At 65.2% G+C, this 17,329-nt stretch carries 15 protein-coding genes; 6 read left to right on the forward strand and 9 right to left on the reverse strand.

Translation table 11 applies throughout. The annotated features are described in order from the left end of the window. Positions 1 to 5: 5 nt before the first annotated feature. Complete coding sequence (locus J4G32_RS03730; RefSeq protein WP_210484586.1) at positions 6 to 731, reverse strand: cytochrome c biogenesis CcdA family protein; 726 nt, start codon at positions 729 to 731, stop codon at positions 6 to 8. A 92-nt stretch (positions 732 to 823) separates the two neighbouring features. Here J4G32_RS03730 and J4G32_RS03735 point away from each other — a divergent pair, with 92 nt between their 5' ends. Next, entirely contained in the window at positions 824 to 1,831 is a 1,008-nt protein-coding gene (locus tag J4G32_RS03735) for a P1 family peptidase (protein ID WP_210484587.1), read from the forward strand. Here the strand turns inward: J4G32_RS03735 and J4G32_RS03740 are convergent. Next, positions 1,828 to 3,069, reverse strand: a complete 1,242-nt coding sequence (locus tag J4G32_RS03740; protein WP_210484589.1) for an NAD(P)/FAD-dependent oxidoreductase — start codon at positions 3,067 to 3,069, stop codon at positions 1,828 to 1,830. The two genes, J4G32_RS03735 and J4G32_RS03740, sit on opposite strands and share 4 nt — an antisense overlap. Before the next feature lie 199 nt (positions 3,070 to 3,268). Between J4G32_RS03740 and rpe the strand changes: the two genes are divergently transcribed. Then, entirely contained in the window at positions 3,269 to 3,940 is a 672-nt protein-coding gene (rpe, locus tag J4G32_RS03745) for a ribulose-phosphate 3-epimerase (protein ID WP_210484591.1), read from the forward strand. Here rpe and J4G32_RS03750 read toward each other — a convergent pair. Continuing rightward, the gene (locus tag J4G32_RS03750; protein WP_210484593.1) at positions 3,937 to 4,560 is read right to left on the reverse strand and encodes a TetR/AcrR family transcriptional regulator; all 624 of its coding nucleotides are present in this window, start codon (positions 4,558 to 4,560) and stop codon (positions 3,937 to 3,939) included. The two genes, rpe and J4G32_RS03750, sit on opposite strands and share 4 nt — an antisense overlap. Continuing rightward, positions 4,557 to 5,153, reverse strand: a complete 597-nt coding sequence (locus J4G32_RS03755) for a hypothetical protein (RefSeq protein ID WP_210484600.1) — start codon at positions 5,151 to 5,153, stop codon at positions 4,557 to 4,559. The genes J4G32_RS03750 and J4G32_RS03755 overlap by 4 nt, the downstream gene beginning before the upstream one ends. Positions 5,154 to 5,447: 294 nt before the next feature. Between J4G32_RS03755 and purB the strand changes: the two genes are divergently transcribed. The 4 genes from purB to J4G32_RS03775 all read left to right on the forward strand — a co-directional run bounded on the left by purB (position 5,448) and on the right by J4G32_RS03775 (position 9,347). Beyond that, positions 5,448 to 6,755, forward strand: a complete 1,308-nt coding sequence (purB, locus tag J4G32_RS03760; protein WP_210484602.1) for an adenylosuccinate lyase — start codon at positions 5,448 to 5,450, stop codon at positions 6,753 to 6,755. Positions 6,756 to 6,830: 75 nt separating this feature from the next. Further along, positions 6,831 to 8,081, forward strand: coding sequence for a cyclopropane fatty acid synthase (locus J4G32_RS03765; protein ID WP_210484604.1), 1,251 nt, complete (start codon positions 6,831 to 6,833; stop codon positions 8,079 to 8,081). Between the two features lie 64 nt (positions 8,082 to 8,145). Further along, positions 8,146 to 8,700, forward strand: a complete 555-nt coding sequence (locus tag J4G32_RS03770) for an RBBP9/YdeN family alpha/beta hydrolase (RefSeq protein WP_210484606.1) — start codon at positions 8,146 to 8,148, stop codon at positions 8,698 to 8,700. Positions 8,701 to 8,810: 110 nt separating this feature from the next. Beyond that, positions 8,811 to 9,347, forward strand: a complete 537-nt coding sequence (locus tag J4G32_RS03775; protein ID WP_210484607.1) for a Spy/CpxP family protein refolding chaperone — start codon at positions 8,811 to 8,813, stop codon at positions 9,345 to 9,347. Positions 9,348 to 9,483: 136 nt separating this feature from the next. Here J4G32_RS03775 and rpsD read toward each other — a convergent pair whose 3' ends face one another. From rpsD to J4G32_RS03800, 5 genes are all read right to left on the reverse strand, one after another. After that, a complete protein-coding gene (gene rpsD, locus J4G32_RS03780; RefSeq protein ID WP_210484609.1) occupies positions 9,484 to 10,101 on the reverse strand; it encodes a 30S ribosomal protein S4 in 618 nt (205 codons plus the stop codon). Positions 10,102 to 10,649: 548 nt separating this feature from the next. Further along, the gene (locus J4G32_RS03785) at positions 10,650 to 14,069 is read right to left on the reverse strand and encodes a cadherin domain-containing protein (protein ID WP_210484611.1); all 3,420 of its coding nucleotides are present in this window, start codon (positions 14,067 to 14,069) and stop codon (positions 10,650 to 10,652) included. A gap of 170 nt (positions 14,070 to 14,239) precedes the next feature. Continuing rightward, on the reverse strand, positions 14,240 to 15,112 hold the full coding sequence (murI, locus tag J4G32_RS03790) for a glutamate racemase (RefSeq protein ID WP_210484613.1): 873 nt from the start codon (positions 15,110 to 15,112) through the stop codon (positions 14,240 to 14,242). 27 nt (positions 15,113 to 15,139) lie between these two features. After that, positions 15,140 to 16,330: a dienelactone hydrolase family protein gene (locus J4G32_RS03795; RefSeq protein WP_210484615.1), complete on the reverse strand. Its 1,191-nt coding sequence runs from the start codon at positions 16,328 to 16,330 to the stop codon at positions 15,140 to 15,142. Between the two features lie 63 nt (positions 16,331 to 16,393). Next, positions 16,394 to 17,122 (reverse strand): RNA methyltransferase, encoded by a 729-nt coding sequence (locus J4G32_RS03800; RefSeq protein ID WP_210484617.1) that lies wholly within the window; start codon positions 17,120 to 17,122, stop codon positions 16,394 to 16,396. Positions 17,123 to 17,329 lie beyond the last annotated feature (207 nt).

Genomic DNA, 17,329 nt, shown 5'->3' on the forward strand with positions numbered 1-17,329 from the left:
GACCGCTAACCCAGGCGACCGAGCACCGGAAAGGTCTCGAGGAGCCAGAACGACGCCGTGGTGATCCACCCGGTGAGGAACGCGATGCCGGTGAGAATGAGCAGCACGCCCATGACCTTCTCGACCGCGTCAAACCGCGACCGCATCCGCTTCAGCAGAGCCAGCACCGGCTTCATGGTGAATGCGGCCAGCAGGAACGGGATGCCCAGGCCAACGGAATAGGCAGCCAAAAGCAGCGCGCCTCGCGCGACGCTCGTTTCTGAACCCGCAACGGCAAGAATGGCGGCGAGAACCGGTCCGATGCACGGGGTCCAGCCGAACGCGAAGGCCAGCCCCATCACGTAGGCGCCCCAGATCCCGACCGGACGGTCGACCTGAAGGCGCGCCTCCCGATAGAGAAAGCCGATCCGGAACACGCCCAGAAAGTGCAGGCCCATAACGATGATGGCAAGCCCCGCGAGGGTGCTCAGCACGTCCAGATACTGCCGCACCACCTGCCCCAGCGCCGACGCGGTGGCGCCGAGCAGGATGAAGACGGTCGAGAACCCCGCCACGAACAGCAGGGCTGCCATCACAGCACGGCGGCGCACCTGCGCCTCGCCCGCATGAAGCTGGTCGAAGGTTGTGCCGGCGAGAAACGACAGATAGGGCGGCACCAGCGGCAGCACGCAGGGGCTGAGGAAACTGATCAATCCGCCCAGAAGGGCTGCCGGGAGCGATACACTGAGCATGGGGCCTTCTATCTGGATACCCCCCGACAAGAAAGGTGCAGTTCGCGCCGTCGCCAGCTTGTGAACGACAGCGTTTTCGGCATGCTTGGCCGATGAACACCATGCGCAATCTCATCACCGACGTTCCTGGCCTGCGGATCGGCAACGCTCAGGATGAGGCCCTCGGCTCCGGCGTAACGGTGGCCGTATTCGACAAGGCTGCCGTGGCCTCGTGCGCGGTCATGGGCGGAGCGCCGGGCACCCGGGAGACCGACCTGCTCGAACCCGACAAGGTCGCGCCCGGCATTCATGCCATCGTGCTGTCCGGCGGCTCCGCCTACGGGTTGGATGCCGCAGGCGGGGTGCAGGCTTATCTGCGCGAGAAGGGAGTAGGCTTTCCGGTCGGCCCGGCCCTCGTGCCGCTGGTGCCCCAGGCCGTCGTGTTCGACCTGCTCAATGGCGGAGACAAGGATTGGGGGCGCTATTCGCCCTATCGCGAACTGGGTTATGCCGCCGCCGCAGATGCCGGGGAAACCTTTGCGCTCGGCACGGCCGGCGGGGGATTTGGGGCTACCACGGTCAACCTCAAGGGCGGGCTTGGCTCCGCCAGCGTCAGAACCTCAGCGGGCCATACCGTCGGGGCGGTTGCCGTGGTCAACAGCATTTCGTCCGCCGTGATCGGGGACGGGCCGCATTTCTGGGCGGCCGATTTCGAGGAGAGTGCCGAGTTCGGCGGCCTCGGCCATCCCGCAAACCTCACTCCTGAGATGCGCGAGTTGTTCTGGAAAGGCGGCCGTCAGCCCTCCACCACCATTGCGTTGGTGGCCACCGACGCGATCCTCACCAAGGCCCAGGCCAAGCGCCTGGCGATTGCGTCCCATGCGGGATTTTCCCACGCGCTGCGCTTTGCCCACGCGCTGTATGACGGCGACACGATCTTTGCGGCCTCGACCGGCCGCCGGCCTTTCGGCGACGAAGCGATGGAGTTCACGGAACTCACGGCGCTCGCGGCCGATTGCGTGGCGCGAGCCATCGCCCGCGGCGTCTACGAGGCGACGGCCCTGCCCTATGCGGGGGCGCAGGCCGCATGGCGCGACCGGTTCGGGCCGTCGGCGCGTTAAAACCGATCCGGACGGTACGGGGTCGGATCGATGACCGGCTTCTCGCCGGTGATCATCTCGGCCACCAGACGACCGGTGATCGGACCGAGCGTCATCCCGTGATGGGCATGGCCGAAGCTGAACCAGAGGTTCTTGTGGCGGTGGGCCTTGCCGATGATCGGCATCATGTCGGGCGTGCAGGGCCGCATGCCCATCCAGGGCTCCGCATCGACCCGCTCGCCCAGCGGAAAGAACGCTTTGGCAATCGGCTCGGCGCGCTGGAGCTGCACGGGCGTCTTGGGCGCATCGCGATCGGCGAATTCGGCCCCTGTCGTGAGACGCACGCCCTTGGACATGGGCGCCAGGAAATAGCCGCGCTCGAAATCCAGCGTCGGCCGGTTCAGGACCGCATTGCCGAGCGGCTTGTAGTGCATGTGGTAGCCGCGCTTGACCGCGAGCGGCAAACGGTAGCCGAGCCCCTTGGTGACGAGGTCTGCCCAAGGCCCCAGCGCGACGACGACCTCGCGCGCCTCGACCGGGCCGCTCTTGGTGGTGACGCGCCAGCCGTCCGATGTTTCCGCAAGGCTGCGCGCATCGCCTTCCGCAACCGTGCCGCCAAGACTTTCGAACAGGCGCAGATACGCCATGGTGAGCTGATACGGATCATAGATCGCGCCCGGATCGGTCCAGTGAATGCCGCCCTTGAGATCGCCGCTGAGGTGCGGCTCCTTCTCGCTGACGCCGCGGCTGCTCAGGGCGTCGAAATTGACGCCGAAATCGCGCTTCGTGCTCTCCGCGTCCCGCAATTGCGAGTCCAGCGCTTTCTGGCTGCGGAAAACCTTCATCCAGCCGGTCGGACGGATCAACTGGGTCGCGCCGGCGGCCTCCGCCAGCGCTGCATGCTCGACCACGCTGTGCTCGATCAGCGGCGCGTAGAGGCGCGCAATGGCGCGGTGTTCTTCCGGGCGCGAATGCATCCAGTAGCGGAAGAGAAACGGCGCGAGCTTCGGCAGCGCGCTCATGTGATAATGCGCGTCGATGGTGCTGTTGGTGGCGTAGCGCAGCAACGCGCCGAAATCGTGCGGGAACCCGTAAGGATAGACGCCCTCGCGCTGGATCAGGCCGGCATTGCCGAACGACGTTTCCTCGCCGGGTCCGCGACGGTCCACCAGCAGCACCGACCGTCCGCGCTGCTGCAAATGCACGGCAACCGAGACGCCGACGATCCCGGCGCCCAACACGACCACATCTTTACGCATGAATTCTGCCCCGATTAGCTTCGTCTCTCATACGAGAGCCGGGAGAGGATCGAGCCGCTCCCGCGCGGTTTGTTTAGCCCTGATCCGGCGACGGCGTCCACGCCTTTCCTGTGACATAAGGCCCTGCCGGATTGGCATCGGCGCGCAGCGCATACCAGAGGACATTGCAGCTTTCCGGCCTCCGTGCTACCGGCCCGCCATGACCCGTCCCCTGTTGATCGCCCCCTCCATCCTGTCCGCCGATTTCGCCCGCCTGGGCGAAGAGGTTCGCGCCATCGACGCTGCCGGCGGCGACTGGATCCATATCGACGTCATGGACGGGCATTTCGTGCCCAACATCACCATGGGACCCGACATCGTGAAGGCGATCCGGCCGCATTCGGCCAAACCCTTCGACGTCCATCTCATGATTGCGCCGGTGGACCCCTATCTCGAAGCCTTCGCGAAGGCGGGCGCCGACATCATCAGCATTCATGCGGAGGCAGGTCCCCACCTCCACCGGTCGCTGCAGACCATCCGCAAACTGGGCAAGAAGGCCGGCATCGTGCTCAATCCCGGCACCCACGAGGCCCATATCGAGCCGGTCCTCGACGACGTCGACCTGATCCTGCTGATGACGGTCAATCCCGGCTTCGGCGGCCAGGCCTTCATCCCCTCCGTCTGCGAGAAGTTGCGGCGCATCAAGGCGATGGTGGGCGACCGGGACATCGACATCGAGATCGACGGCGGGGTCACCCCCGAGACGGCCCCTCTGGTGGCAGCGGCTGGCGCCAATGTGCTGGTGGCAGGCTCGGCGGTGTTCAAGAACGGCCCCGCCGCTTATGCGGCCTCGATCGCGGCGATCCGCGAGGCCACCGCCCGCGCCCGCTAAGGGGTGCCGCTGAGGCCCGAGGCCAGCAGCCGGCTGAGACGGTCGATCAGGCGTTCGACGAACGCCTCGTCGAGAGCGATGTTGTGGGGCGGCAGGGTCAGGTAGGCTGAGTCGCGCACGAAGATCAGGCCCTGATGCAGGAGCCAAAGCGTCGTGACGGCGATGTCCTCGGCCGTGGCATCCGCCGGCAGGAACTTGCGCACCAACCGCTCGACGACCGTCACCAGCGACATGTTCTCGCTCATCGCAAGCTCCTGAAACACGTCGGTGCGTTGCAGGATTTCCCAGTTGAGAATGCGGATGTAGCGCGCGAGTTGATTGCGCTTGAGCAACGGCAGGAGCTGCTGTTTCACGAAGAGCCTGAGCGCCGCGTCCCGATCCAGACTGTCGAGCAGGTCCTCGTCGAGGAGCGCTGCCTTCTTGAACGCCACGAAGGTGGCTTTCAGAACCTCGCGATAAAGGCCTTCCTTGCCGCCGAAATGATAGGTGATGGCGCCCTGATTGGCGTGGGCCTTCACGGTGATGTCGCGCACGGAACCGGCGCCGTAGCCCTTGTCGGCGAAAACCACCAGGGCCGCATCGATAAGGCTCTGGCGGGTCCGGTCGGCAGCCCGCGTCATCGCAGGACGAGATCCGTCAGGGACGCACCCAATGCTGTGACGGAAGAGACGATCTTTTCACCGGTGGGCACAAATCTCGGCATGGCAATTCCCAGAATAGCCAGACGCCGCTCGGGTTCGGCCTCCGGCGCGAAGACGGTCGCCTGCGCCGTCATCGGGTCCGGACGCTCAAACGCCGGGCGCGCCGGCGGCAATACGGTGGCGGCAATCGTCGTCCGGGCCTTCTGGAGGGCCGGCCGTTCGGCGGCCTGCTCCGGCGGGTGGGACGCTACCGACCACGGCTCGCCCACGATCGGCAGGGCGGCGCGCTCGATCGAGGGACCGAAGAGAGCGCCGAACTCGATGGGGCTCGCCACCGGAACCCGGAAGGTGTCGGACTGGAAATGCGCATCGAACAGGCCTGCGGCCGATCGCGCATCGAGCGCAAAGGCCGCGGTCTCCGAAACCTGCACAGGCGGCGCATCGCTTTTGAGATAGGCGTTGCTGATCATCGCGACGCACACCGTGGCGGCAACCGAAACGACGATCTGCAAGAGGATCTTCTCGCTGATTTCGGCGACCTTGCGGGTAACCCGGACCGTGACGACGCGCATGGCGTTCTCCCAAAGGAAATTCAAACTGACGTATGAATTTCAAACGCCTGTTTGAGGCGGAACTGAGGCGTCGTCAAGGCCCGCGCCCACGATTTGCACCGTCGAGACACCGCCCTTCCCGGGCGTCCGACTGAGTCGCGGCTTGCGCAGGGCGCTTGTCATCCGGCGCGCCATCCAATAGCCATCTGCGATCATCTGCGGGACCTTATCATCGGTCCCTTCCCGCGCGTGGCGACCCGCCTGACAAGCTCTCTTGCAGGTTACACGCCGCGCCCCGCTGCCAGGAGACGTGACGTGATCCCCCGCTACAGCCGCCCCGAAATGGTCGCCATCTGGTCGCCCGAGACCAAGTTTCGCATCTGGTTCGAGATCGAGGCGCATGCCACGACGGCGCTGGCGGATCTCGGCGTCGTGCCGAAGGAGGCAGCCGAACTCGTCTGGGAGAAAGGCAGCAAAGCGACCTTTGACGTCGAGCGCATTGACGATATCGAGCGCGAGGTGAAACACGACGTCATCGCGTTCCTGACCCATCTGTCCGAGATCGTCGGCCCCGAGGCCCGCTTCGTCCACCAGGGCATGACCTCGTCCGACGTGCTCGACACCTGCTTCAACGTCCAGCTCAAGCGCGCCACCGACCTGCTCTTGGATGATGTCGACAAGTTGCTGGCGGCCCTGAAGCGTCGCGCCTTCGAGCACAAGATGACGCCGACCATCGGCCGCTCGCACGGCATCCACGCGGAGCCCACCACCTTCGGCATCAAGCTGGCGCTGGCCTATGCGGAGTTCGAGCGCTGCAAGATCCGCCTGATCGAGGCGCAGCGCGAGATCGCCACCTGCGCGATCTCCGGTGCGGTCGGCACCTTCGCCAACATCGATCCGCGCGTCGAGGAATATGTGGCCGAGAAGATGGGCCTGTCCGTGGAGCCGGTCTCGACGCAGGTCATCCCGCGCGACCGGCATGCCATGTATTTTGCCACGCTCGGGGTTGTGGCCTCCTCCATCGAGCGTCTGGCGACGGAGATTCGCCACCTCCAGCGGAGCGAGGTTCTGGAAGCCGAGGAGTTCTTCTCGGCTGGTCAGAAGGGCTCCTCGGCCATGCCCCACAAGAGAAACCCTGTCCTCACGGAAAACCTGACCGGACTTGCGCGCATGGTTCGGGCCTACGCCATGCCCGCCATGGAAAACGTGGCCCTGTGGCACGAGCGGGATATTTCCCACTCCTCTGTCGAGCGCATGATCGGCCCCGACGCCACCGTGACGCTCGATTTCGCGTTGGCGCGCCTCACGGGCGTGATCGACAAACTGCTGGTCTATCCGGAGAACATGCAGAAAAATCTCGATCGGCTGGGCGGCTTGGTCCATTCCCAGCGGGTTCTGCTGGCCCTGACCCAGAAGGGCGCCTCACGCGAGGACGCCTATCGCCTCGTGCAGCGCAATGCCATGCCGGTCTGGCGCGGCGAGGGCGACTTCCTCACGTTGCTCAAGGCGGATGCGGACGTGACCGCCTACCTGCCCCCGGCCGAGATCGAGGATTGTTTCGACCTCGGCTACCATTTCAAGCATGTGGACACGATTTTCCGCCGCGTCTTCGGCGCAAGCTGAGCCGTAAGGGGGTAGCAATGTTCGCCAAATGGGTGACAATCATCTGAGCGGGATGTCAGCGGGTCAGGAATTGTCATGCTGTCCGAGAAATTGCTCACAACGGCCTTTACCCGGGCGGTTCGCAAAGGAACGCTCATAATGACAACCGCCGGAGGTGAGACATTCACCTTCGGCGACGGCGGAGAGCCTCGGGTCTCCTTCCGATTTACCGATGCGGCGGCCCAGCTCGCCCTCTGTCTCCACCCGGAACTGAAACTCGGCGAATTGTTCGTCGACGGGCGTCTGGTGATCGATGAAGGCTCCATCTTCGAACTTCTGGAGCTGGTCCTCCAGAAGACGCACGGGGATCTGGGCGAACTCCCGCTCCGGCGGCTGCGCAAGATGCGCACCATGCTCCAGCGCCGCAGCGCCAACGACGCCGCCAAGGCCAAGCGCAATGTCGCCCACCACTACGATCTCGACGGCAGGCTCTACGCCCTGTTTCTCGACAGCGACCGGCAATATTCCTGCGCCTATTTCGACCACCCCGACGCGACGCTCGAAGACGCGCAGCTTGCCAAGAAACGGCACATCGCCGCCAAGCTCATGGTCGATCCCGGCCAGAGGGTGCTGGATATCGGATCCGGCTGGGGAGGCCTTGGGCTCTATCTCGGCGAGGTCGCACAGGCGGGCTATGTGCGGGGTGTGACCCTGTCGGAAGAACAGCTCGACGTGTCGCGCAAGCGCGCCGCGACCTCCGGCATGCCCGAACGGGTGCGGTTCGAGCTGGAGGACTATCGCGCGACCACCGGCACGTTCGACCGGATCGTGTCGGTGGGCATGTTCGAGCATGTGGGCCCGTCGTCTTACGACACCTATTTCTCGGCCTGCCACAAGCTGCTGGAGGATGACGGCGTGATGCTTCTGCACACCATCGGCCGCAGCGGCACGCCCTATCCCACCAATGCGTGGATCGAAAAATACATCTTCCCCGGCGGCCACCTGCCGATCCTGTCCGAGATGATGCCGGCCATCGAGCGGTCGGGCCTCGTCGTGACGGACATCGAGATCCTGCGGCTGCATTACGCCATCACCCTCGAGAAATGGCGCGAGCGCTTCATGGAGCATCGCGACGAGATCCGCCGCCTCTACGACGAGCGCTTCTGTCGGCTGTGGGAATGCTACCTCGCCATGTCGGAATCAGCCTTCCGCTTTCAGGACGCGGTGGTGTTCCAGGTGCAACTGGCCAAGCGCAACGACACGGTGCCGCTGACCCGCGATTACATCGCCGAGCGCGAGGCGGTGCTGCGATCTGCCGAAATCGCGGGCGTGAGGCGCAGCGCGTGAGAGTTGCGCGTTGGTGCGCCGCTGAGGCCTTGAAGAGCGGCCCCGCGACGGTTACCTCCGCGTCATGAAAACTTCCGATTGCGACATCCTCATCGTTCCCGGCCACCTCAATGCGAGCGACGATCACTGGCAGAGCCGGTGGGAGCGCCAGCTCTCGACCGCGCGCCGCATCGAGCAGGAAGACTGGGAATCCCCGCGGAAGGACGATTGGGTCGCGCGCATTGTCGAGGAGGTCGCGCGGGCCGAGAAGCCAGTCGTTCTGGTCGGCCATAGCCTCGGCGTGATCGCCATCGCGTTCGCCGCGCCCCTGCTGCCGAAGGACAAGGTCAAGGGCGCGTTCCTGGTTGGAATGCCCGATGTGGATCGGCCCGATTTCGAGCCGGTGGTCGATCGCGCCTTTGCGCCGATCCCGCAGGATCCGCTGCCCTTCCCGTCCGTCCTCGTGGCCAGCCGCACGGACCCCCATTGCGAGTTCGACAAGGCCGAGGACGTCTCCTACGCCTGGGGCTCGGCCCTCGTGGATGCGGGCGATGCCGGCCACCTGAACACCGATAGCGGCCACGGCCCCTGGCCGGAGGGTCTCATGCGGTTTGCGGGTTTCCTGAAACAGCTCACCTGAATGCCAACATGACGAAAAGTTCATGCTGCGGTCACCCGCGAGAGAGCAGGCTGGCCTCACCCTGACGCTGACATCGCCACTGTTCTGGTGATCTTCAGGAGGAGTATCGCATGAAAACCTTTTCGCTCATCTCGGCCGCCTCGGCTCTCGTCGTTGCCGGGACCGCAGCCATTGCGCAGCCCGCTCCTCCCCCACCCGGCGGTCCTGGGGGACCTGCCCCGCGCCCGCCCATGACTCGGGCTGATTTCGATTCGCTGACGGACGCACGCGTCGCGGCCATCCAGGCCGGCCTCAAGCTCACGCCGGACCAGCAGAAGCTGTGGAGCCCGGTCGAGCAGGCGCTCCGCGCCAACGCCGGCGATCGCGCCCAGCGCATGGAGCAGCGCCGCGAGCGCGGCGCGCCTCCCGCCCCGCGTCCCGATTTCATGCAGCAGATCGAGCAGCGCGCCGACTGGACCACGAAGGCGGCAGCCAGCGCCACGGCCCTGTCGACGGCGATGAAGCCCTTCTGGGCCTCCCTCGATGACCGTCAGAAGCGTCTGCTGCCGATTCTCATGCGTCCGGAAGCGGCCATGCGCGGCCGCGGCGGCCATCGCGGGCACGGTCCCGAGCATGGCGGCCCGCGTGGACACGGCATGCAGCGGTAGTCACGCCCCAGACGGACAGACAAGGCCGCCCCTCCGGGCGGCCTTTTTTCATGAGCCAAGCGCATCCGAGAGCGACGGCGAAACGAAAAAGGCCGCCCGAAGGCGGCCTGGATCGACAATCGATGGTCGTCGCTGATTAGCGCGAATAGAACTCGATCACGAGGTTCGGTTCCATCTGGACCGGGTAAGGCACTTCCGACAGGGTCGGGATGCGCGTCACGCGGGCCGTCATCTTGGAATGATCGACCTCGATGTAATCGGGGATGTCGCGCTCGGCGAGCTGGCTCGCCACAATGACGACCTCCAGCTGCTTCGACTTGTCCTTGACCTCGATCACGTCGCCGGGCTTCACGAGGTAGCTCGGGATGTTGACCCGGCGCCCGTTGACCTTGATGTGGCCGTGGTTGACGAACTGGCGCGCCGCAAACGGGGTTGCCACGAACTTCGACCGGTAGACCACCGCGTCGAGACGACGCTCCAGGAGACCGACGAGGTTCTCGCTCGAGTCGCCCTTGAGACGGATCGCTTCCGCGTAGTAGCGGCGGAACTGCTTCTCGGTGATGTTGGCGTAGTAGCCCTTGAGCTTCTGCTTGGCGCGCAGCTGCGTGCCGAAGTCGGACATCTTGCCTTTGCGGCGCTGGCCATGCTGGCCGGGACCGTATTCACGACGATTCACGGGGCTCTTCGGGCGACCCCAGATATTTTGACCCATGCGGCGGTCAAGCTTATGCTTGGCCTGAATGCGCTTCGACATCGCTGTTCCTCTTTGTTGTCGAACGGTTTTTGAGGAACGCGCCCTCCTCTTCCCTTTTCAGGGACGACAGGCCGGAATGAACCGAAACCACGGGTGCGTAAAACACTCACGCGGCCCGAGATGGACCGCGCGAACCGGCTGGCTCTAGGCGAAAGCCGGCCCTGAGTCAAGAATGCCGGCAGGTCCGCGGCGCATTCCGGTCCCGATGGGTGGCCATCCGTCCCCCGCCGGGAGATGCCCTCCCGCCGGTCGAACTGCGCGTCGACGAGGACGAGGCTGACGGTAGCGGCAGCCGGACCCTGCGGGTTCGGACGGTGCCTCGGGAGACGGACCTTCTCCCGCTGTCCGTGCCACCGCCATGGACCCCCGCCCCGGGGCGGGGGCCGGTCCCGGAGCGGCCCATCCCGAAGCTGTCGCCGCTCGAACGCGTTTCGACCGTGATGAGGCAGGGGCTACGGGAAGCCGCCCGGGCTCGTGCCCGCCGGCGATCATCAGGCGCCCCACCTCCGCGGGCCGACCGCCCACGGGGTTTGCGGCTTGAACGCCCCTCAGATCACCAGGAAATCGCCTGCGGCCATCTTCAGGCCCTTCGACAGGGTGGCGATCTGCACCGCCGCGTCGTGGCCCTTGCCGTCATGGTCGTAGAACAGGGCGCCGGTCTTCTTGTTGTAGATGATGCGGTCGCTGTCGTCATGCGCCGCAGGCCCCGACCAGAACGCCGCCTTCGACAGCCCGCCTTTCTTGGCGAGACCCTTGAAGACCGATTTCGCCAGCGCGATGGTGTCGTCCGGCACGGAGAAATCGACGACGCGGTCGAGGTTGGTCCTGGCGTTCGGCTTGGTGTCGAACACGAACATATCCCGCCCCGCGCCACCCGACAGCACATCCCGGCCGAGCCCGCCCGACAGTTTGTCGTTGCCGGCAAGCCCCGACAGCACGTCGTTGCCCGCAAGCCCCGTGAGGCTGTCGTCCAGGCTATCGCCGGTCAGGCGGTCCACGGCCGATGTGCCCACCAGCACCAAAGCTCTCGGGGTCGGGGTCGTGCCAGTCCCGCCTGTCCCCTCGGCCACATCCGTCACCGCAACCGTGAACGTGCGTTCGATGCTGTGGCCGGCGCTGTCGGTCACCCGCACCTTGACGTCGTGCGCGCGCGCCGTCTCGTAATCGAGCTTCGTGCCATCGGCCACAACGAGCTTCGTGCCGGAGGAATCGCTCGCCAGGGCGAACCGTCCGCCGGCATCATCGAGAAGCGCGTAGGTGAAGGTCTCGTTGACATCCACATCCTGCGTCGACAACCGGCCAATGAGGCTGTCCTTGACGGCGTTCTCGGCAGTGGTTTCGGCGCTGAGGGTGATGGCGGTCGGCGCATGGTTGGTTTCTGCGACGTCCGACACCGCGATGGTCAGAACCTGATCGAGAGAGAGGCCGCCGCCGTCGGTGACCCGCACGGTAACGTGGTGGGATGTTGCCTGCTCATAGTCGATCTTCGTTCCGTCAGCGACGACCAGTTGCGTTCCCTTCAACATGAACCGGCCGCCGGCATCGTCCACAAGCGTGTAGGTAAAGGTGTCGTTGGCATCCACATCCTGGGCCAGCAACGTCCCGACCGGCGTCTCGGACGCTGCGCCTTCCGCAACGATCGCGGCCGTCAGCCCGACAGCCACAGGCTTATGGTTGTTGTCGGCAAGATCCGTCACCGCGATGGTGAAGGTCTGATCGAAGGTGTGGCCACCCTTGTCCGTGACCCGCACCTTGATCTGGTGCGACGCGGCCGTCTCGTAATCGAGCTTCGTGCCATCGGCCACGACGAGCTTCGTGCCGGTGGCATCGCTCGACAGGGCAAAGCGCCCGCCCGCATTGTCCAACAGCGTGTAGGTGAACGTCTCGCCCGCATCCGCATCCTGCGCCGACAGCAGGCCGATGGGCGTGTTGATCGCCGCCGACTCGGCGACGACCGCGCCGCTGAGGCCGATGGCATTCGGCGCGACACCCCCCTCAGCCACATCCGTCACCGCGATGGTCAACGTCTGTTGGAAGGACGCACCAGCATGGTCGGTGACCTGCACCTTGATCTGGTGCGCGGTTGCTGTCTCGTAATCAAGCTTCGTGCCATCCGCCACGACCAGTTGCGCGCCGTTCAGCGCGAACCGCCCTCCTGCGCTGTCGACCAGCGCATAGGTGAAGGTCTCGCCCTGATCGACATCAAGCGCGAGCAATTGCCCCACCGGCACCGCATTCGCCGACCCCTCGGCGATGCTGGCTGCCGTCAACCCGATGGCCACCGGCGCATGATTGTTGTCGGCAAGATCCGTCACCGCGATGGTGAAGGTTTGATCGAAGGTGTTGCCGCCGCTGTCCGTGACCCGCACCTTGACCTGGTGCGACGCGGCCGTCTCGTAATCGAGCTTCGTGCCGTCCGCCACGACGAGCTTCGTGCCGGAGGCAGTCGTCAGAAGTGAAAAGCGCCCGCCCGCATTGTCCAGGAGCGCGTAGGTAAAGGTCTCGTCGGCATCGGCATCCTGCGCCGACAGCAGACCGATAGGCGTGTTGATCCCGGCATTCTCCGCGACGATCGCGCCGCTGAGACCGATGGCACTCGGCGCGTGGCCGGTCGCAGCACCGGACGTGACATCGATGGTGAAGCTCTTCAGGGTCTCGCCGCCATAAGCGTCCTTGGCCTTGACGGTGATCGTGTATTGCGGCGTCGTGGCGGCGTTCAACGCCTTGGCGAGGCGGATCGCGCCATCGAAGATATCGAATGTCCCGTTGCCGTTGTCCGACAGCGTGTAGGTGACGGCGTCGCCATCGGCGTCGTGGCTCGAGAGCAGCGCCACGCTCTGGCCGACCTGCTTGCTCTCCGACACGCTGGTCGTCGACAGCGCAACGCTGTCGGGGGCGGCGTTGTAGAGCGTCACGGTCTTGTCGGTAAATTGCGCGAAGCGGATATCTGTCAGGTCGTCGGCGCCAACTTCAGCGCTCTCTGGGGCACTATAGGTGACGGTGAAATGATGATCGGCAAGCTTTTGGATGGTGTAAGCTGCGCTGTTGGACGTGTAGGCTGCGGTATCGTTGCCACCGCCGCCGATGAGCACATCGGAGCCGTCTTTTCCCGTCAGAAGATCGTCGCCGCCGCCGCCGTCCAGCGTGTCATTCTCGCTGTCACCGGTGAGGATGTTGCGGAGATCGTTGCCGTGTAACGCCGCCCTCGCGTGGCCGGTCACCGTGAGATTTTCGATGTTCAGGAGTGTCTTCGTACCCCAGCTGGCGAAATTCTGGGCAGCATTCGACGCGAGGTCGATCGCAATGGATGGGCTCCCCGACGACACAAGCAGCGTGTCGCTCCCGTCGCCCCCATCGATGAGGTCATTGCCAGCGCCGGGATCAATCGTTTCGGATCCCGCGCCCCCGACAAACGTGTCAGCGAAATCCGACAACGTCGCCTTCCCGGTGAGAATCCCGTGCTCGCCATTGTAGACGACGGCAGAGTCAATGCTAGAAAGCATCCCATCGATTGTCCCGAAATTCGAAATGACGGAACGCCCTTGGAGGACCACATTTCCCGTCATCGTACCCTGATTGATCAGCGACAAAGACTGCGTTGCCTCGTCGGTGCGATAGGCAAGTGCGGTCAATCCAGAAATATGACCTGAATTGTAAACAGTCGCAGAGCCATAAATTTCCAGGCCACCTCGCTCGCCGGACACACTGCCGGTCTCGCCGATGGAAACCATCATTGACCCATTGAGCGCCAGAGCCCGTCCAAAAGCCGGCGCACTGATAATGCCGTCGATGGAGACGATGTGCCTGCCGGTGGAACTGTCCACGCCAAACCCCAAGGTCCCGCTGGACGTTATACTGCCGCCCTGTTGTACGGTGAGGCTATCGCCCGCCGCCAAGTTCAGCCCCACCGCGTTGTTCGCGGTGACGACAATCGAATTCGTGCTGCCGATCACATAATCGGTGGTCATGACGGTGTTCCAGAGATTCATACACAATAACGTTGCAATAACGATATCCTCTACTGAATGTTCCCTGGACGGACAATCCCTTTTGGCGCAGCGCTTTCGGCGCATCTTGTCACAAGGCAGACCATTGCCTGTCTGGTCGGCGCGCTTGAGACAAGCAGAGGTTCGCGGCCCTAACCCACCACCAACGGCATTGCCTCGACGGTCACGGCCGAAAGCCCCCGCGCGTCCAGCGCCGCGCGTAACGGAGCGCCAATCGCCGCCCCGCTCGTGAAGACCGCCAGCGTCTCATCCTCGTCGGCCTCGTGGCCTGAAAGCGGCGGACCGATGAGCTGGACGACCCGCCGTGCGATGGCCGGGGCGGGGTCGATCCAGGTGACGGGCCAGGGGGCCAAAGCCGTCAGGCGGGGCAGCAGCAGGGGGTAATGGGTGCAGGCGAGCGCCACCACGTCCGTGCGGCAGCCCTCCGCATCGACGAAACACGGGGCGAGTTCGGCCAACAGCGCCGCGTCGGGAACCGGGTGGCCGGCGAGTTGCGCCTCGGCATATTCGGCAAGACGCTGCGAGCCGACGAGGTCGACCCGGCAGGCCCCCGCATAGGTGCCGATGAGATCGCGCGTGTAGTCCCGGCGCACCGTGCCCGGGGTCGCCAGAACCGTGATGCGCCCCGTGCGGCTGGCAAGAGCCGCCGGCTTGATGGCCGGCACCGTGCCGACGAACGGGATGGCAAAGCGTTCCCGCAGCCGCGGCAGCACCAGGGTCGAGGCGGTGTTGCAGGCGATCACCACGAGATCGGGGGTGTGGAGGGCGATGAGCCGGTCCATGACGGCGATCACCCGGGCCACCAGCCCGTCCTCGGTCAGGCGACCATAAGGAAAGCCGGCATCGTCCGCCGCATAGATGAACCGCGCGTCGGGGCGGGCCTTCAGCACTTCGGCGAACACCGTCAGGCCGCCGAGGCCTGAATCGAACACGAGGATGGTGGGAACAGCGGACGGCATGATGGCAGGCTTATAGATCGTTCCAGCCAGAAGATCGACGAGCATCCGGTTCCCCCACCCTCAGGCGCGCTCTCACGAGCGCGGCGTCACGTTCTGCGAGAACGTCTCTTTCGTATCCGTCGGTGCGATGTTGAGCCGGCGGCGCGGACCGCGCTCCGGCTTGTCGTCCTCGCCCTGCGGCGCCTGGGCCGTGAGGCGACGCACCGGCCAGCCGTCGCTCCATGAGCCCATGTCGATGAATTTCGGGTCGCGGCGCAAAAACGCCCCGTCCTTGCCGGAGAAAGCGGCGTCGGCCGCCATGTCGAAGGTCTTCCAGAAGGCGAGGAAATCGAGTGTGTCGATGCCGTTGGTGCCGAGCTGCTGGGTGAGAACCGTCTGCTGGCCCGACAGCGCCATGTCGGCGCTCCACCGCCAGGTGTTGCGCTGCTTGGGATCGCGCGGCGGATCGGGCGGCATCTTGATGGCGAGCGCGTCGAAATCGGGCTTGGGCGACCCGGGCGCCGTCAGGGTCGCGGTGAGCGCCGGATAGCCGTGATCGTCCGAGCCCGCCCGCATGAAGATCTTGCGGCTCGCCGGAACGGCGCTCGCCTCTTTCATGATCATCCGCGCCGCCTTGTCGCCGGGCAGATGATCGCGGTCGCCGCTCATGGTGATGAGCAGGGTGTCGGGCGCGATGGTGGCGAGATCCTGCAGCAGGATGCCGCGTTCCTTCTCGCTGGTGGTGATGCCGCCTGGCATCAGGCCGAAGATCAGCTTCGGCGCGGGGATCTCATAGGTCGCAGCCCCGGCCGCGAGGTTGAGGGCGATCGGCACCCCGGCGAGATGGCCGATATAGGCCACGCGGGTGAGGTCCGGCTTCGCATTGGGATCGTTCGCCAGCGCGGCGAGCGTTGCCTTGATGAGGGCTGCTGCCTGTGCCGAGGCATCGGCCGGCCGCGAGCGGTTGACGTCCTGAAAACGCGGGTAGAGGACGAGGTTGCCCTTGCGCGCCAGGTGCTCGATCCAGCCGCCGTACAGCGCCGGGTTCACGGCGCCCCAGGAATGCAGGAACACCACCACCGGACGGGGCGCATCGGCCACGGCCGCCTGATGGAACACGAAGGTGCCGGCACTCGCTGTTCCGATTCCGCGCTTGGTGAGATCGGAAACCTTGTAGTCGGACCCGCCTGGGCCGCTCTCCGGCTGCTTCGGAGGCGAGGCCGCCTGCGCCAGGGGAGCCGCAAGGCAGGAGCCGAGACAGAGAGCGAAAAGCGGGCCGCGCATGGGTGATCTCAAGTCGAATGCAGAGAGCGCAGGGGCGCGCTCTTTTCTATAAGCTGTATTTCTTTAAGGCTTTCTCAATCGGCGGCCCTCCGCAAGAGCACGAATCGCCCCACGCAGGGTGCGCACATCCTGCTCGGTCATTTCCAGCCGGTGGAAAACGTCGCGCATGTTGCGCGCCATGATGGGCTGCTTGTCGGGCGGATAGAAGTTGACCGCCTCCAGTTCGCTCTCGAGATAGTCGAAAAACGACGTCACCATGTGGCGCGGCGCGGGCTGCGAGCGCATCTCGCCCGCGAATGGCAGCGCGCCGCCGGCCTGTTTCTGCCATTCATAGGACACGAGGAGCACCGCCTGGGCGAGGTTGACGGACGAGAAGCGCCCGTCGACCGGGAAGGTCACGATGGCGTCGGCGAGCGAAATCTCGTCGTTCTCGAGGCCCGTCCGTTCGCGGCCGAACAGGATGCCGACGCCCTGCCCTTCGCCGAGCCGGACGCGGGCTTCCGCCATCGCCACATCAGGACCGACGACGCGCTTCATCTGGCCCCGCTCCCGCGCGGTGGTGGCGAACACGTAGTTGAGATCGGCGATGGCTTCGGCCGCGCTGTCGAACAGGACCGCCTGCTCCAGCACATGGGTCGCTCCCGAAGCGGCCGATTGGGCGCCCTTCTTGGGCCAGCCATTGCGCGGTGAGACGAGGCGCAGGGTGTCGAGCCCGAAATTGGCCATGGCGCGTGCGACCATCCCGATGTTTTCGGCCAGTTGCGGTTCGACGAGAATGATGACGGGTTTCATCGCCGGCATCCGGCGGGTTCTGCGGTGAGCATCGTACTTGATGATCCGTTGAGCTTATCCAGCTTGCTCCTATCGGTCTTTTTTGTTCGGGAGTCTCCTGTGTCCTGGTTGCGCATCTGTGCGGCGATCCTCTGCGATGGCGTCGTGCCCGCCGCGATGGCGTCCCCGCAGCCGGTCCAGGCGCCGCAATCGCCGCCCCTTTTTTAT

Source organism: Microvirga antarctica (assembly GCF_017921815.1).
In the GTDB taxonomy this organism is placed as follows: Bacteria; Pseudomonadota; Alphaproteobacteria; order Rhizobiales; family Beijerinckiaceae; genus Microvirga; species Microvirga antarctica.